Origin of the sequence: Methanobrevibacter sp. YE315, assembly GCF_001548675.1 — an archaeon.
Lineage (GTDB): Archaea > Methanobacteriota > Methanobacteria > Methanobacteriales > Methanobacteriaceae > Methanocatella.
Genome location: NZ_CP010834.1, coordinates 417,984 through 435,290 on the forward strand (window position 1 = coordinate 417,984; position 17,307 = coordinate 435,290).

Annotated in this window: 17 protein-coding genes; 2 read left to right on the plus strand and 15 right to left on the minus strand. The window is 33.8% G+C overall.

From position 1 onward, the window contains the following. Nucleotides 1–306: 306 nt before the first annotated feature. Nucleotides 307–2,556, plus strand: coding sequence for a site-specific DNA-methyltransferase (locus TL18_RS01815; RefSeq protein ID WP_067040488.1), 2,250 nt, complete (start codon nt 307–309; stop codon nt 2,554–2,556). Further along, the gene (locus tag TL18_RS01820; protein WP_067040491.1) at nt 2,556–5,243 is read left to right on the plus strand and encodes a DEAD/DEAH box helicase family protein; all 2,688 of its coding nucleotides are present in this window, start codon (nt 2,556–2,558) and stop codon (nt 5,241–5,243) included. Before TL18_RS01815 ends, TL18_RS01820 begins: the two co-directional genes overlap by 1 nt. Before the next feature lie 63 nt (nt 5,244–5,306). On the opposite strand, the gene TL18_RS01825 is transcribed toward TL18_RS01820, so the two are convergent. The 15 genes from TL18_RS01825 to TL18_RS01895 all read right to left on the minus strand — a co-directional run bounded on the left by TL18_RS01825 (nt 5,307) and on the right by TL18_RS01895 (nt 17,137). Then, the gene (locus TL18_RS01825) at nt 5,307–5,573 is read right to left on the minus strand and encodes a MarR family transcriptional regulator (RefSeq protein ID WP_067040494.1); all 267 of its coding nucleotides are present in this window, start codon (nt 5,571–5,573) and stop codon (nt 5,307–5,309) included. 8 nt (nt 5,574–5,581) lie between these two features. Next, nucleotides 5,582–6,541: a collagen-like protein gene (locus TL18_RS11080; RefSeq protein ID WP_197031836.1), complete on the minus strand. Its 960-nt coding sequence runs from the start codon at nt 6,539–6,541 to the stop codon at nt 5,582–5,584. A gap of 2 nt (nt 6,542–6,543) precedes the next feature. Then, nucleotides 6,544–7,587 carry an Ig-like domain-containing protein gene (locus TL18_RS11085; protein ID WP_231483632.1) on the minus strand — a complete coding sequence of 348 codons (1,044 nt, stop codon included), beginning with the start codon at nt 7,585–7,587 and terminating at the stop codon, nt 6,544–6,546. Between the two features lie 11 nt (nt 7,588–7,598). Beyond that, complete coding sequence (locus TL18_RS01840; RefSeq protein WP_067040497.1) at nt 7,599–8,711, minus strand: hypothetical protein; 1,113 nt, start codon at nt 8,709–8,711, stop codon at nt 7,599–7,601. Nucleotides 8,712–8,716: 5 nt separating this feature from the next. Further along, on the minus strand, nt 8,717–9,796 hold the full coding sequence (locus TL18_RS11280; RefSeq protein ID WP_067040500.1) for a collagen-like protein: 1,080 nt from the start codon (nt 9,794–9,796) through the stop codon (nt 8,717–8,719). Next, the gene (locus tag TL18_RS01850) at nt 9,797–10,393 is read right to left on the minus strand and encodes a hypothetical protein (RefSeq protein ID WP_067040508.1); all 597 of its coding nucleotides are present in this window, start codon (nt 10,391–10,393) and stop codon (nt 9,797–9,799) included. Continuing rightward, nucleotides 10,383–10,649 carry a hypothetical protein gene (locus TL18_RS01855; protein ID WP_067040511.1) on the minus strand — a complete coding sequence of 89 codons (267 nt, stop codon included), beginning with the start codon at nt 10,647–10,649 and terminating at the stop codon, nt 10,383–10,385. The genes TL18_RS01850 and TL18_RS01855 overlap by 11 nt, the downstream gene beginning before the upstream one ends. 24 nt (nt 10,650–10,673) lie before the next feature. Further along, nucleotides 10,674–10,925 carry a hypothetical protein gene (locus TL18_RS01860; protein ID WP_067040514.1) on the minus strand — a complete coding sequence of 84 codons (252 nt, stop codon included), beginning with the start codon at nt 10,923–10,925 and terminating at the stop codon, nt 10,674–10,676. Next, entirely contained in the window at nt 10,926–11,075 is a 150-nt protein-coding gene (locus TL18_RS10900; RefSeq protein WP_156064490.1) for a hypothetical protein, read from the minus strand. After that, nucleotides 11,072–11,263, minus strand: a complete 192-nt coding sequence (locus TL18_RS01865; RefSeq protein ID WP_067040517.1) for a hypothetical protein — start codon at nt 11,261–11,263, stop codon at nt 11,072–11,074. The genes TL18_RS10900 and TL18_RS01865 overlap by 4 nt, the downstream gene beginning before the upstream one ends. A gap of 66 nt (nt 11,264–11,329) precedes the next feature. Further along, nucleotides 11,330–12,106, minus strand: coding sequence for a hypothetical protein (locus tag TL18_RS01870; RefSeq protein WP_067040524.1), 777 nt, complete (start codon nt 12,104–12,106; stop codon nt 11,330–11,332). 1 nt (nt 12,107) lies between these two features. Beyond that, complete coding sequence (locus TL18_RS10905; protein WP_156064493.1) at nt 12,108–13,298, minus strand: hypothetical protein; 1,191 nt, start codon at nt 13,296–13,298, stop codon at nt 12,108–12,110. A gap of 365 nt (nt 13,299–13,663) precedes the next feature. Then, nucleotides 13,664–13,915, minus strand: coding sequence for a hypothetical protein (locus TL18_RS01885; RefSeq protein ID WP_067040528.1), 252 nt, complete (start codon nt 13,913–13,915; stop codon nt 13,664–13,666). Between the two features lie 891 nt (nt 13,916–14,806). Further along, nucleotides 14,807–15,763 (minus strand): hypothetical protein, encoded by a 957-nt coding sequence (locus TL18_RS01890; RefSeq protein ID WP_067040530.1) that lies wholly within the window; start codon nt 15,761–15,763, stop codon nt 14,807–14,809. 63 nt (nt 15,764–15,826) lie between these two features. Continuing rightward, the gene (locus TL18_RS01895) at nt 15,827–17,137 is read right to left on the minus strand and encodes a hypothetical protein (protein ID WP_156064496.1); all 1,311 of its coding nucleotides are present in this window, start codon (nt 17,135–17,137) and stop codon (nt 15,827–15,829) included. Nucleotides 17,138–17,307 lie beyond the last annotated feature (170 nt).

Consider the following 17,307-nt stretch of genomic DNA (forward strand, 5'->3'; position numbering starts at 1 on the left):
CTTATAATATTCTGTTAATAGCTTAAAAATAGAAAGAGGCATTAATATTTACTTATTGAAACAAAATAAAGGATAGAATAGAAATAAGTCGATAATAATCAATCAGAATTATATTATGAATTAGATGACTTATTCCTATTTTGAAAACAAAGTAGGAATTAATATTGTCTTCAGATGATTATTTGTATTTAATAGTATATATATTAGAAATATAAATTTAGTTCCTTGATAATTATGCTTATATAACAAAACATTTAATTTATGATGAACATAAATTATTAACACTTAATATATTAAGGGATTTTTATGAAATTAACAGATAATGAAAAAAGAGAAATTGTCCAAATGATTGAGGATGATGAATCTTTACCTGACGAATACAGATTTAAACTTTTTGATAATAATCAAAAGGTCGAATTACTGTGGGATGGTAAAACAAATGAAAAATCTAATGTTGTCTTACCATTTCAAACAATTGAATGTATTGATGAACCTAGAAAAACTGGAAAAACATCTTTTAAGCAATCCGATTTGTTTAACTTTGATGTTGATCCAAGAGGTAGGCAACTTAAAGGTTGGTCAAATAAATTAATTTGGGGAGACAATAAATTAATTCTAAGTAGTCTAAAAAATGGGCCTTTAAGAGAAGAAATCGAAGCACAAGGAGGAATAAAACTCATATATATTGATCCTCCTTTTGATGTAGGTGCTGACTTCTCAATGGATATCGACATTGGTGATGAATCAATTACAAAAGAACAAAATGTTTTAGAAGAAATTGCTTACAGAGATACATGGGGTAATGGTTCAGATAGTTTCATTGCTATGATTTATGAAAGATTATCCTTAATGAAAGATTTACTAGCTAATGATGGTTCAATTTTAGTTCATTGCGATTATAGAGTTAATAGTTATATTAGATTAATTTTAGATGAATTATTTGGAAAAGATAATTTTAAAAGTGAAATTATTTGGAAAAGAACTGGAGGTCACCATATCTCTAATACCAGATTGGATGTGATGACGGATACTATTTTATATTATACTAAATCTGATAATTTTGTTTATAATCCACAATATGAAGTATTATCTGATGAAGAATTAGATGAGAAATTTCCTTATTTAGAACCTGAAACCAATAGACGATTTAATCATGAAAAATTAGAAAAAAGATCAAATGCATCCTCAGCTGGTGAGACTAGGATTATCCAAGGAAAAAAAGTAATAAGTGACATAGGTTGGGTTTGGTCTCAAAAAACATTTGATGAACGTCTAGAAAAAAATCCGTATTTAATTTATTGGACAAACAATGGTCGACCTAGATATAAAAATTACGCAGATGAATATCAAGGTAGAGATGTTGGTAGTTTATGGACTGATGTAAATCCTTTAGCATCAGGGTCAAATGAACGTGTTGGTTACCCAACTCAAAAGCCAGAAATATTATTAACCCGTATAATAAAGATGGCTTCTAATGAAAATGATCTTGTTGCTGACTTTTTCTGTGGTTCTGGTACAACATTGGCAGTGGCTGAAAAACTTGGTAGAAAATGGATTGGTTCCGATTTAGGTAAATTTGCTATTCATACAACTAGAAAACGAATGATTAATATTCAAAGAGAGTTAAAAGCTTCTGGAAAAGATTATAGATCATTTGAAATTTTGAATCTTGGAAAATATGAAAGACAATATTATATGAGTATTGATTCAGAAGTACTTGATGAAAATCAAGAAATAATATTATCTCAAAAAGAAAAACAATTCACTTCATTAATTTTATCTGCATATAAAGCACAACCTGTAAATGGATTCAATACTCTTAAAGGTAATAAATTAGGGCGATTTATTTCAATTGGTCCTATTGACATGCCTGTTTCAAGACTGTTTGTTGAAGAAGTTCTTAATGAATGTATTGAAAAACAATTAACTAAAGTAGATATTTTAGGTTTTGAATTTGAAATGGGTTTATTCCCAGATATACAGGATTATGCTAAAGATAAAGCTATTGATTTGAGTTTAAAATATATTCCTAAAGATGTTTTTGATAAAAGAGCTATTGAAAAAGATCAAGTGAAATTTTATGATGTTTCTTATATCGACGTTGACTATGAATTAAAAAACAACAATATTTCAATTGAATTAACTGACTTTGCTGTTTTCTATAATCAAGATGAAGAGAAAGTTCCAACTCGAAAAGGTCAATCCATACTTAAAATTTCAAATGGTAAATTAATTAAAGTTAAAAATGATAATGGAATTATTAAACAAGAAATGATTACTAAACATTGGACTGACTGGATAGATTATTGGTCTATTGATTTTGATTACGAAAGTAAAAAAGAAATTATTCGAATTAATGATGATGAAGAATGGACGGGTAAATATATTTTTGAAAATGAATGGCAAAGTTTTAGAACAAAAAGTGATAGGAAGTTATTATTAAAATCAACTCCGTATCCAATAAAAAAAGGAAAAACAAAAATAGCTATTAAAGTTGTTGATATATTTGGTAATGATACTATGAAAATAATAGAAGTAAATAATGGAGGGAAATAATGCCACTTCCAGATAATTTCCCAAGTTCTCCATATACTATCTTAGATCCAGATAGCAGATGGAAACCGGATGAAAAAACTCTAGAAAAAAATTTTAGTCTTATACCCCCATTGGTAAAGGAAATAAGGCTTAAAGTTAAAGAATGGAGAGATAAGGATTATGAAGGTGCAAGTGAAACTACTAAAGCATTGCTTCATTTTTGGTTTGAAGAAGAACATTGGATAGAAAATTCTAATGGCGAATTTTTTGAGTTTAAATATTATTTTGCTCAAAGAGAATCTGTTGAAACCATAATATATCTTCATGAAATCGCAAATGTTAAAGATAAAGATGATTTATTGAAATTTGATAGTACTGGACTTATTAAACCTAGAGACCTTACTGAATCATGGGCTCGTTTTGTAATTAAGATGGCAACAGGTAGTGGAAAAACAAAAGTTTTAAGTTTAATTTTAGTTTGGTCATTTTTCAATAAAACATATGAAGAAAATTCAGAATTATCTAGAAATTTTTTAGTCATAACTCCTAATATTATTGTATTAGATAGAATTCGCTCTGATTTTGAAGGTCTTAAAACTTTTTTTGCAGACCCTATGATTCCTGATGATGGTTATGAAGGTAGAAATTGGAAATCTGATTTTCAATTAGATGTGCATATTCAAGACAATGTACATCAAACTAACAAAACTGGAAATATCTTTTTAACAAATATTCATAGAGTTTACGACAGTAACTACAAGGAACCTTCATTTGATGATGAAAATACAATGGATCATTTTTTAGGCAAAAAAGCTAAAGATGTTAAAGAAGATCACGTGGATTTAGGAGATATTGTAAGAGATATTGATGAATTGATGGTTTTAAATGATGAAGCACATCACATCCATGATAGTAACTTGCAATGGTTCAAATCAATTGAAGATATCCATAATAATCTTAAACATAAAGGAAAAAAGTTATCTATGCAAGTTGATTTCACTGCAACACCTAAAGATACTAAAGGATATATTTTCCCACAAACCGTTTCTGATTATCCGCTAGTTGAGGCAATTCATCAAAATATTGTAAAACAACCATTCATTCCCGATGATGAAAGTCGGGAAAAAATGAAAGAAGTTGATTCAATCAAAGTTGAAGAAAGATATGCTGATTACCTTGATGTTGGGTATTATGAATGGAAAAAAGCTTATGATGAACATATTGGTGTTGGTAAAAAGGCAGTTCTATTTATAATGGTGGAAGATACGAAAAAATGTGATGATGTAGCATCATATCTTGAAAGAACATATCCTGAATTTGAAAATTCTGTTTTAACAATTCACACTAATGCTAAAGGTGATTTAAAAGATGGAAAATCTAAAAAGGCTAAAGAAGAATTAGATATGCTTAGAAAAGCAGCTAATGAAATTGATAGTTTAGAAAGTCCATATAAAGTAATTGTTTCAGTATTAGTCTTAAAAGAAGGATGGGATGTTAAAAATGTTACTACAATAGTTGGTTTGAGATCATTTAGTGCAAAATCACAAATTCTCCCTGAACAAACTTTGGGAAGAGGATTAAGAAAGATGTATCGTGACAGTGAAGAAAAACTCATGATAATCGGAACTGAACCATTTATGGAATTTATTGAATCAATTAAAATTGAAGGTGTTAAAGTGGGTAAAGATCATGTTGGCCCTGATGTGCCAGCACAAGCAATGCGTATCGAAGTTGATTTAGATAATGATGAAAAAGATATCGATGATTTGGATATTTTAATCCCTGTTTTGGAGCCTTCATTTTATAAAGACTTTATGAAATTAAAACAGATGGATGTTAGTGAATTCAAGCTTGTAGAAAAATTTGATATTGTGCCTTATACTGAAGATGAACTTATTGAAATTGATTTTGTTCATATTATTGATGAAGATAAAAAAGAAACATTAATACTAAAAGGCAATAACAATATAGATTATAGATCAATGCTTAAATATTACTCTGAAGTTATTTTAAAAGAAACAGGATTAGTTTCAGGAAGTGCAACAGTTTATGGTAAATTAAAAGAATTTATTTCTGATTATTTATTTAAAGAACATGTTGATTTAGAGGATGCAAATGTAATTAAAAATGTTTCTAGAAGTGAAGTTTCAAATGCACTACTTGAGACTTTCATATATTATATAAACAATATTACAACTTCTTGTATTTCTGAACCAAGAATAATGACATGGAAATCAGTAGCAGATACAAAACCATTTATTGTTAAAGAACAAGAGTGCATTGAACCTAAAAAATCAGTTTTTAATAAAATTATTGGAGACAGTGGCTTTGAAAGAGATGTAGCTAATGATTTGGAAGATTTCAAAGATATCATATCTTATGCAAAAAATTATCTTGCAATTCAATTTAATATAGAATATCAAGATAGAAATGGGAAACTTTCAAAATATTATCCTGATTTCTTGGTAAAAACATCAGAAGATACTGTTTATGTTATTGAAACAAAAGGAAATGCTGATTTAGATGTTCCTCCAAAACTAAAAAGGTTGAAAGAATGGTGTAGTGATGTTAATTCTCAAGAAACTCAAATTACATATATTCCATTATATGTTGAACAAACAAAATACAACGATAAACACATTAAGTCTTTCAATGAATTAATTAAATTGTTCGAACATGATTTAGATTTCATGATTAATAATGACTAAAGTGTTATTTAAATCCGAGTCATTGTTTGATTAATAAAATTCAAAATATAAACCAGCCATCACTTATTCTAAATTTTTAACTAAGTCATCGCCTTTTTCAGTTAATCTGTACAATCTGCCTTTTCTAACTTCTGGATTAATACATTCAACTAGCTCATGCTCTTTCAATTCACCTAAAACCTTTGAAATATGATTTGTCCTAATACCCGAATTTTTAGCTATTTGAGAAGGTATCAATACCTCCCCATCTAAAGACTTCATTACTTTTGTCCTATACTTTGAAATATTTACATAACTAATTTCAATCAACATGTCATCCGATAATTCCATACTATCACTTATGAACTTCTTACAAAATAAATTGTGTCATTATCATAGCTACTTAACGCATCATAAGCTGCCTGAGTCATAAACCTAAACTTACCAAAGACACCATATTCAACACCCATGTAAACTGGACCTGAAGATTTTGCTAAATACATCTGTATGCTTCCAGAATGTTTTAATGGTATTACTGAATATGGGTCAAGAGATTCTGTATCCCATGATGTGCCATTATATTCTTTTATGGCCATGACAGAGCTTGTGACAATAGCTACACGATAACCTGCACTAACGCCTGTAGGTAAAGTTGTTGTAGTTAATATTTGATCGACTGGCAGTTTCCATCCAGCTTCCTCATCACTACCTTGACCAGTAGCTCCAGTAGCTCCAGTGTCACCTTTAGGACCAGTAGCGCCAGTATCGCCTTTAGCACCTGTTGAACCAGTATTTCCTGTATCTCCTTTCGGACCTGTAGCACCAGTTGCTCCGGTATCTCCTTTTATGTTCCCCACATTTTCCCAAGCAGTTCCATTCCAAACATAAAGGGAGCCGTTGACTATATAGCTGTCTCCTTGATTACCTGTTGGATGTGCAGCTATTAATTCCTGGTAAGTATTATACGAGCCTTTAATAGTAGTAGCAGCACCAGTAGCTCCAGTGTCCCCAGTCGCCCCGGCCGGTCCAGTATCTCCAGTAGCTCCTGTGTCTCCAGTATCTCCCTTAGGTCCTGTGTCTCCTTTCTCCCCAGTTGCTCCAGTCTCACCCGTGTCGCCTTTATCACCTTTCGCACCAGTTTCTCCTTTATCACCTGTATCACCTTTTGGTCCTGCCGGTCCAGTATCACCTGTTTCACCTTTCAATCCAGCTAACTGTTCCGGCGTAAAATCTTCATATGTGAATGCATCACCAGTATCCCCTTTTTCTCCAGTATCTCCGACTACTCTTCCGATTGCTATCCATTCTTTATCTGCCACATTTATTCCTCCTTAGTCCATGGTTCAATTAAAATATTATTAAATATCATGCTTCCACCATAATCGTAAATCATGAATGCTGGATAATAGCTATCCAAACTGATACTTGAAGATACATCTCCAGAATAGCTGAAGACTGTTGTTGAGCCGTCCTTGATTGTTGCTTCAAGATAGCCTTGATCATAATAGAATTCAAATGTGTACCATTTTGAATCCAATGTCAATTGTCCTGTAGTGACACTAACATCCCTTACAACATGATCACTATTGGAATATTTGACTCCTTTTTTACCAGGATATGCTCCAAGCTCTAAAATCTTTGTATCCCTTGCGTGAGATAGATTTTTAGAGTTCAATAGACATATTGCATCTCCCCATCCGGAATTACTTGTTTTCTTTTGCACCATTCCGCATTTGAAATGAATTCCAGAATCCGTAATTGCAGGAGTTCCTTTTGGAATTAAGAATGCTGCACTTGCACTGTTAATGGCTTTGCTCACTAACAATCCAGAGTCATTATATCCTGTATCGTATTCATATGGTTCTAATGTTAATGTTATGTCACTTGGATATTTTATGATGTCAAACATTGAGGAAGTAGGATTTTCTTCTTCCATTCCAAATAATTTTATGTTTTCAAATGACCAGCTTTCAGATTCTTTTCCTGCATATACTGTTCCTGAAAATGTTGAACCAACATTTCCAACTGTTAATGTGACTTCTGCCCTTCCATTACTGTTAGTGAATACATTATATGTTTGTCCGCCGCAGACTACTTTAACTGGCATATCCTGAATTGGTTGATTATCATTATCAACTATTACTGCCCCTGCTGTTACTTGTGCTCCGGCTATGCATTCATTTTCAGAAGGACAGAATATGGATACAGACAATAGATTGCTAGTGTATGCCCATCTTTTCAATAGCTGAAATAGTGTATCATTATTGTTATAGTCAATGTCCCATGCTGTTAATTTTTCTCTTAAGATTGTTCTTGCTGTACCTAATTTAGTATTTTCATCAATAACATTGCTTGCAATACTCATCATCTCACCCCCTACGGAGTAACAGCCCTAATATATTTTATTGGAATTCTTAATCTTTCATTAGCTGCCATATTGTTTGCATAGAAAACAATGCATGGTCCGTATGTGCTTCCAATCATTGAATCATACCACCAACCGCCATAATTGTCTACACTACCGTCAGCGGTTCTGTAGTAGGTATAATTTCCTGAAATTCCACCTACAATATCTACATAGCATTCAGTAGCACTTCCCGCTTTTGTATATCCTTCATCTTCAGGATAACCTAAGAAATCAAATTCATAGGCACCTTCAAAATCAGCATCGGAATTATCATAAAATATTCCCAATGAATCTCTTTCGCCATTTCCAACAAATCCTCCACCATAGCCTTTCAATTTAGTTGCAGATGGAACATTTCCTCTAGTTATGTCATATCCTATGTAGACATGAGTATTGCTGTTAGCTCCGAGAATTGTTGGAGTGTTGTTAATCATGATGGCTCCTTTCATTTCTCCAGCGGCATTAGCAACGACTTCAATATAATTTTCATCATAATCCAGACCGGTCTTGTCTACTGATTTTACATTTGTGGCTTTTAAAAGATTACTGGTATTCAATAAAGATGAAGGAATGCGGTCTTCATATTCATCATCATTAAAGTAATTCATATAGTATTGTGGAAGTGAATGCTCGGCACTGACACTAGGTTTGTTGGTTACATAAGTCCTGTAAACATAACCTCCCCTATTTGCATCGGCAACAGCAGTATATGATAAAGGAGACTTTCCAGAAGTTACTGTTGTCCAATTACCACCAGATATTGGTTTTCTTTGCAATGTAACATCAATACCACTCATGGAAATACCATCTTTATCTCTGACTACAATATACATCCTTGCACTTTTGGCATGGCTTTGAGGTCCATCTTTAGTTAACCAAGAGTCATAACAATTAAACTCAATAGACCTTGGATCAGGAACTGGCAATAATCTTAACAACCCCAAAATTCCCAAATCACTAGCATAACTAATTTCTGCATCATCCAAAATAGCTTTAACATCATTTCGGAATGTTGTTAATCTTGAATTCATTGTTTGTTCATTTGCCAATACTCCAGAAAGGTCAGGTGGTGTAAAACTCATGATAACTAGCTCCCTAATAAATTAAGATTGTTCTGCTGTGCTGTTGTTATTGTTCCAATGCTTGTTTGAAGATTTTGAATAGCTGTAGCTACGGGTGCATTTTTTATTGCATTGGTTGTGTCGGTAGTGTCCAAAGTACTTGCAAGATTGACTGGTCCAGTCGCTCCTGTTGCACCAGTATCGCCTGTATCTCCTTTAGGCCCAGTTGCTCCTGTGTCTCCCTTAGCGCCGGTATCCCCGGTATCACCTTTTTCACCTGTTGCACCGGTAGCGCCAGTATCACCCTTGGCACCGGTTTCACCTGTTGCACCAGTATCTCCTTTTGCTCCAGTTTCTCCAGTAGCGCCAGTTGATCCTGTGCTTCCTGTATCTCCTTTTGGACCAGTTATATCATCATAGCTTAAATAAATGCTTGTGCTTTCTCCAGTGAAGATTATTTGTCTGTGTGCAGAGTCTTTGTATACCTCAATACTTTCACCATCCGCCCCAGTAGCTCCAGTGTCTCCTTTGGCTCCAGTTTCACCTGTTGCACCAGTATCGCCCGTATCTCCTTTAGGTCCAGCAGGACCTGTATCTCCAGTGTCTCCTTTGGCTCCTGTTTCACCAGTTGCTCCTGCACTAGCTAATTTATAACAATTAACGTAATTGTATTCATCAGAATCTGTTACTGGATGTAAAGCTACAAAGTCACCTGAAGAATCTTTAATAGCTCCAGCATCGCTTAATTTGATTTTATCAGCTGGTGAAATATCAGTAATGCCACTAGCTAGTTTGAGTCTGTATAGTTGGCCTAACACTAAAACACTAGCTTTTCTTTGACCACCATCCATAACTACGGGGTCATTAACGATTATACCTATTGGCACTTCACCATTATCACCAGAGTATTTTTTAACCATTTCTTTTCCTATTTGTGAATTTGGAGAGATTGTAACAGTATCTTCTGGATAGAGTTTAGCGCTGTACTCATAGCCAATGCCTTGTCCTGTTTCTGTTACTACGTCTTTTGAGGTTATATCTCCATCATCAAGTAAAAATGTAGTGACTTCTTTTCTTGCTTCTAATAAAACGATTTGGTCTTGCATTTATACACTCACCTCATATATGTGATTACCTTTAACATTTGGGTTGCATTTTATATTCATTCCGTATTTTCTGGCCTCACTGCAGAAATATAAATCTTCAGAAAGTATTGTGTCATTGTCATAGATTACATACTTGAAATAAGGATAGGCCATTTTTCTAAAGACATTAACATTAACGAGACTGATTCCAAGACCTCCACCTTTAATGTCAAACGAATCATTCAAATCACGTAATGTTTTTCCATAGATCATGTTTTTGTTATTGAAATCTTTTCCAAAATCAAAGATGACAGTCTCATCTGTTCTTGTTCTTTTCTTATAGTACCATCCTAAAGCAATGTCTGTTTTACAATCCAATAGCTTATTAAGTGTTTCTTTAGGTACACTAACATCAGAATCTATCATTAACACATAATCAAAGTTATAATTGATTGCCAGTTTTGCTATTTCGTTTCTTGCACGTGCACAATCATAACCTTTCACATAATCAAAATAAAGATTAAAATCTTTAGGATTTGCGAGGCCATAAATGCTTTTGAAGCATTGCGGTTTGATGTTTTCAAATGTCGGAACTGCAATTAGAATCTTACCTTTCATCAAGATTACCTTCCAGCTTTTCGATTCTATCTTCCAGTTCATCTAAACTAATCTTATCTTCACGCTCACATCTATACTCATACAAATCGATTAATGCAACAATAATGATGGCTAATGTAAATGGCAATAGTCCTTCGATTAAAGCATACTTTGTTGCATTGGTCATGATAATGTTGATAGCTATTGCTGTTAAAACAGCACTTGAAATTGTTTTGGTAAAGTTGCAAATGAGTATCTTCTTTTTTATTTTGTTCATGATAACAATATCCTCCAAAGAATCTTATTTTTCTTCAGGGAATCCCAATACTCTTTTAACATTTTGTTTTGCGTCTTTAACATCAGCTTCGCCTCTTATCCTGCTTGCGTAATGACTAGCTATACCTAAAATTATCATGAGAATACAATAAGGAATAGTGTTTTCACTAATACCTAATGCTTCTGAATAGAGCATGACAATTGGGATAGCTGTAACAAGGAATGAAGTTAAAATGTCAATGTCTGTTCTGTTTGCTTCTAACCATTCGTAAATCATTTAGATTTCCTCCTCTTTGTATGTGTGGCTGATGATTACTCCATCAACAAGAATCTTTTCTTCACTTTGATATACCTCTTCAGCATTTTCTTCTACTTTCATCCAGGATTCGTATTCTTCGATTGTTTCAAAGTATTTGATGTATTTCATTGTGCCTCCCAAGTTATTGAATAATATAAGATGCCGTTTTCTATTTTGAATTCAATGATGGGTTTAACAGCGTAAGGATATCCGCTATCGACGTATCTTGTGCCGTTCCAGTAGAACCAGTGGCCTGTTGACTGGTCGATGTATGGCCCTTTGTTTTCTAAAGTTCCTACAAGTTTCCTTATTGTCATGTTATTCCCTCACTAATAATATTATATTTTTTATTATATATTTTATTATATAAATTATTATTTATTTTATATAAAATGTACACTTTGGCCATCATCACAACCTTCCCATTCCATGTATAACTTGTTATCTTCCCATACAAACCTTACATTATTGACAATAGCTACATCCGGAAGCTCACAATAGGTAACGCCGTCTGCATCCTTAACATAATTGGCCTGCGCCATAATGTTAGATTCTGAAGGTACAATCATATTAACGACATGAGTTATCTCATCCTGTTCAAAACTGCAATCTCCAAGATCAATACAGTTCTGAGATTCAGGATACATTTCAACTTCAGACATTTGTCTATAAACTCTAATGTAATCCGTATGTTCATTTTCCTGAAGATTAACGATTGACAACATCCTTAAGTCATGACCTTCGACTGGATTGCACTCGCCGTCACTGTCAATGTAGATTCTGGTATTCGGCAATATATCTTCAGCCACTGGCCTTTTGAGTTTCAATCTGAAAACATCTCCCAATACCGCCACAGCAACTAATGTTAATCCAGATGTTTTAACCTGAACTTTACCTAAAAGATACCCGAAGGCCAGTTCGCCTGCCTGGGCTTTCCTAACTATTGTATGTTCCATAGTTGAGGACATGTCTAAAGTCACCATGTCCCCTACTGCACATTGATTGGAACAAATCCAAGCCGTATGCTCATCATTAACATATGTCCTTTCGCCCTCATCTAAAAGGCAAGCTATTACATCCATTTTCTCTGTATGTTCAAGGCCAGTTGGATATCCACGGCCATGCCCGATTGTTGAATTTACATCATAATCAATAATCATTTTAAAACACCCAATCCCAATTATGGTTAATTATTTTATCTGGAATATGAAGTCCAGTATCATCCATGTCATCATCATTAGCATCCCACATTAACGTTGAGCCTTTGTAAGCTTTGGTATATTCATGACTTCCTTTATATAAGCGAATACCAGTCTTATCTCTTTTGGTTACAGTTATTGTTGGAATGCCATTAGCTGCAAATAATGGGGATGGAAATACTAACAACCATTTTAGATCAACATAATTGAAATCTTCGAAATCAGTTGTAGCATAAAATGTTGGAGAGATTTGAATTTCAGCATAATTGGTTTCATAAATCTTGCCCGTATTGTTTCTGCTGAATCCTTCCAGATAATCTGAGCTGTTTGAGGTTCCGGTACCTACACTGCCGTGACGGTGATATTGTTTATAATTTCCTTCCTCATCACTGCCTGAAGCGTAAGCATCGAAGGAACTTGCCATTACTAAAGTTTTAGCACCATTAAACATACAATAGTCCTTTTCCTCATCGGCCCAGTAGCATATTGTGCCTTTCGTATCTACTCCATAAGTTGTGAGACTGCCATCAACTTGCATCATGACATTTCCAAAAGTTGAACCATGATATGTTGCATTATCATTAACATCAACATTACCGCCAATACGTTTAAATCTGGCTACAGTAACACGATTGTTACTTAGAGATTGACCTGAAGCAAATGTTGTGATTAAATCAGTTGGGGAGGTTCCGTCAAGGTTTGGAACAAATCTAGCTCTTAAAAAATGACCTCCATCTGTTGAGTCATTGTTTGATGATAAACCTGAGTAGTTCATGAAAAATTGTGAGTATGTATCAGAGTTTGCATCAAACATTAACACTTCATTACCTGTTGATAACGTGCTGCTGAATGTTGTTCCGGTATCATGGACGTCCAATAATAGCTTTGTGGTTTGTGAGATCTGACCAACAGGAACCCTTGCAAGAATTGCTGCGCCTTGTGATCCATAAGCAGGAATATATAAAACTGGACATTCGGTACCATTAGTAGTTTTGATCTTCAGGTTTTTCAAATCACTTCTGAAATAATTAGAGAAAGAACTGCTGGCTAAATTGTCCAAGAAGATATAATCGTAACTGGATGAAAAGCTACCGCTTCTTGTGTTGTAATTACTCATGACAATATTGATTTGTAATTTTTTCTGCAATGTCATAATTAATATTTTATTATCCTTTTTATATAAATTATATAATAAAAAAAGTAATATTAACATTAACATTAACGATTCAATATTCGGATTTTGTTTTCCCCATGCACTTTGATATATATGCAAGCTTTGAGAAAAAACCAACATTAACATTACCCTCTGTTAATGTGAAATATGATTCAAATAATTAAAAATAGAAATCTACTTTTGATTTTATCGGTATTAACGTTAACATTAACGATAGTAAAACTGGATTCGACATTAACATTACCTGTTGTTAATGTGAAAAAAATTGAAGAAAATAATTCTAAAAAGGTTTGTGGTGAATGTTTCCCTAAAAAACATTACAATTCATACAAGATTAGCAATAACTAATTACTCCACTTTCTGGACAAATCTTTATCATTGAACACTGTTTTTTCTTGGCATTCAGTTACTTCACTTATATTTTCCTTGAAAAATTTCAAGCAATAATCTTTTTTCGGACTGAAGTTGTCACAGTTCAAGTGAATGTTTTCTTTGCAGTTATCGCAGTTTGTGTCGGTACCTGTTTTGTTTTTACAGTATAATTCATTGTTTTCAGTGAAACGATATTCACAATCTTTAAACACTATGTTATCCATTATTTTACCTCTTAAAATGGTTTTGAATAATTCTCAGGGAAAATATTCATTTCAAACACATATTATATTTTTCTTCTTTTACTTAATTAACTTATGTTTAAGATGAATTTATTGTGAGGGCATTTACGATGATAGCCCAACCAGATTCAAAATTAACATTTGCAAATTTAAAACTTGTTTCCCATTACACTACGATATAAAGTTTCAGTGAGCATTTGGTAACTTTTGAATCAAGCCACCTTGCCATACCCACGTTTTAAGCGAGCCAATTCGCCCAGGCCGACCCCACGCCGACCGAAGGGAGGCGTGTGTGGGAGGCCTGGGTGAATAGAATTGGCGAGCATATACTGTAGAGAGGAACCGACCCTCGCCGGTCGGTTCCGTAAGTAATAATTAAATAAACATCTTCATTTTAGTTTCTTTACCATTATGTTCCGTCCGAGCGTAAGCGAGGACTGGACGCCTTGAGCGAAGCGAAAGGCCAATACTATAGACCTAACAATAATAGCCACGTCATGTCCCGAGGAACAGGGGCTTGTCCCCTGTTCCGAGTTTATGGATTTGAAAACATTAGTTTGTCGAATCCGAGGAATGAGGGCTTGTCCCCCATTCCGAGTTCATGGATTTGGCATAGATGAATTTGTCAAATTTAAGAACCGACCCTTTAGCGGTCGGTTCGAGGTTAAGTTTTGATAAACTTCAATTCCTTGCATTGGCATTCGTGGGTAATTAAAGGGGGGCTTGTCCCCCCTTAATTAGGCATTAAGGGTTTCAATGCAAGATTTTTAAGGAGAAACGCCACATTAAAACACTTCTCCAATTATGAATAACGAGTTTTCCTACATATCAAAAATTTTAGCTCCGGCGAAAAGCAATAAAACACCATCATAGCTAAATCCTTGTACGATTAAATCCCATATCTTTTAATATCTTATTATATTCTTCACGGGTTGTGAAAGAAGGAGCGTTCTCATCTCCAGCATTTCCAGTATCACCAGTTTCACCTACATCACCGGAGTTTGCAGGATTTCTTCCTCCAGGTGTGGAACCGTCACTTGCAGCTTCAATTTTAATTCTTCTCTCAGCAAGTTTTTCCATTAGCTCCATATCAACATCACCAGATAATAGCTTATCAATTATCTCTTTATCCTGAGCATTTTCATTATAGTTAAAGTTGTATTTAGCTTCGTAGTCTTTTATTTTCCTTTCATTTTCAGCTTTTCTAAGCTCAGACAATTCTTTTAAAATATCATCTTTAGAATCTATAAATTCCTTATTTTCTTCAATAGCTTTTTTTATCTCATCATATTTTTTAGATTCTTCTTTTAGATTATTTATTTCATCCTGAAGCTTTCCAATCTCCGCATCTTTACCTTGCAGCTTCTCTAACAGTAAACTTGTAGCTACATTAGTGTCTTTTGCAGGTGGCTGAGGTTGTGGTTGCGGTGCTGGTTCTGGATTTGGATTTCCAGTTTCACCAGTTATTTCAGAATTCAGAAGTCTTATTTTTCTTGGGTGTTTAGTAACGCCTACGTCTATTAAGCTCATAGTATCAATTCCAAATGAATCTCCATTATCTTTCAATAAGACATCAACTTTAGGAGACAGTCCTTTACCTTCCATATCCAGCTCATCAGGAATCTCTATGAATAGCTTTCCTTCCTCAAATTCAATATTATTTCCAATACCTACATAGATATTGTCGTGCTCGGAAGTTAGTGGAATTCCTCCACGGTAGTTTTCAGCTATTAGCTTTAGATCATCTTCCGTCCATTCAACTGGTTTGTCAAGTCTATCGTCCAGGTCGGAGTAGTCATAGGATCCGACTTCAAAAAGTTCATGCCTCATCATTATCACTTTTTATTATATTAATTATTATATTATTTATTATTTATTTTATATAAATATTTATTATATTTCAACACCACTTTCAGATAGAATCCTTTCACCTACCGGCTGTTCCTCTTCAAAGTTACTTAGATAGTTTTTATAGATTTCATCACCTTCAGCAGAAAGTTCCATAATGTATTTTATAACATCATCTCTTGAATAGCTGAAGTAAATATCTAAACTTTCACTAATACCCATCAGCTCCAATTGCATGTTCAATAGCTGATTGCAATACTTTAACACCCATTTCTGGTCATTGGCAACATTAACAATAAACCCAGTAATAGCTGAATCGTTAATGTACTCGGCCACATTCTGATTTGACTTTTCATTACCCGCTTGAGATTGCGGTGTCACGAAAGTTCTTAAAATATTATTCCTAAAGATTTCAGTCTGCCTTGTATAGTCTGACTGATAGTTGTTACCCCCTAAGATTTTAGATTCAATACCTGGAGGCACAATAGCTACATTGCTTCCGGCAGTAGTTCCATAATCAGCATATAAGTTTTCCTTAGCAGTGCTTGAAAGCTCAGTAATGTAAGGCTGGCCGTTTGCATCCATTGCAGGCTTTACTTCAATAATATTATCCTTATTAATTCTCTCTACCTGATTTCTTTCAAGGTTGCATTTGTGATAAATATCATCAAGACAGTTCAGGATAATGCTTTGAGCTTCGCAGTATATTTCATTATACATGAAGTTAATAACCTCATCAGCTTCATATTTGACCGTTAATGTTCCTTCCTCAACACTAACATAGTTTGCAAACTCTTCAGGCGATCCGGCAACAACATCCTTAGGCATTTCATGAAGGTATAGCTGCACTTCATTATCATCATTGAACTCTTTCTTTAATCCGTAACCGTGCGCACCGATTTCCAAAAAGATAGGTTTAATGTATTTGCCTATAGATTTATCCCATCTCTCTACAGGTTTAATCAATCCTTCTCCATCAACCATTCCTCCTTGCAGAATATTTTTAGCTACTTGGCTGATGTCAATTTTTCTCGCCCACAAAATTAAAGTCAATTTCTGCTCCTGAGATAACTTATTTTCCTTATCAACAAGCACCATATTTACATTAGCTTTATCAATTCTGTTTTTCAAAATTCCTGAAGTATAACCATCAAGCTTAACAGCATAACGAGCATTAGCTATTGTCTTATTAATAACCGGAGGGAGTGCATCAATAAGATCAAGACCCGTATTGATTCCATCAGTTCTAGGCTGCCTTTCATCCTCACCCCAATAGCTGCGCTTGGTGTTGTACTGCTCCACACGATTATTTAATAATCTGGTTTTAATGTAATCAGTAATTCCCATATCAATCATTTCCAAATATATTTTTATTATATTATTTATTATATTTTTTATATAAAATAAGTAATATATTTTGGGTTGGGAGTTGAATAACTATGAGAAATTATCAAAAAATAAAATTCACTAATGTTAAATAGGAATTTAAACACACATATATAATAATGATATTAAATTGATATTAA